Source organism: Hydrogenovibrio sp. 3SP14C1 (assembly GCF_029625905.1).
Lineage (GTDB): Bacteria > Pseudomonadota > Gammaproteobacteria > Thiomicrospirales > Thiomicrospiraceae > Hydrogenovibrio.
In genome coordinates this window covers 1-286 of sequence record NZ_JARTLM010000056.1, presented here as the reverse complement: position 1 = coordinate 286, position 286 = coordinate 1, and the positions used below count along the sequence as shown (strand labels likewise).

General features: G+C 58.4%; 1 pseudogene. It reads left to right on the top strand.

Features of this window, described 5'->3' with window-relative positions:
* Positions 1-142: 142 nt before the first annotated feature.
* Positions 143-286 (top strand): annotated as a pseudogene (locus P8629_RS11615) (phosphoribosylformylglycinamidine cyclo-ligase); the annotation flags it as partial.

The window sequence follows — 286 nt, the reverse complement described above, 5'->3', positions numbered from 1 at the left end:
ACAAAACCTGGCCAGCACGCATCTGATAACGTGTCCATCGGTGCGACTTACGTCGCGCAGTGATACAATCGCAGGCTGTTATCGCTCCGGCACTGGCAATTTGCCAGCACAATCGCTTTGCATAGGCTTCACAGGACCCGTCATGACCGAGACCTCCTCTTCCCAGTCGACTCCCTCTCTCAGCTACAAGGACGCAGGCGTCGATATTGATGCAGGCAATGCCCTGGTGGACCGCATCAAGCATGTGGCCAAGCGCACGTCACGCCCGGAGGTCATGGGCGGCCTC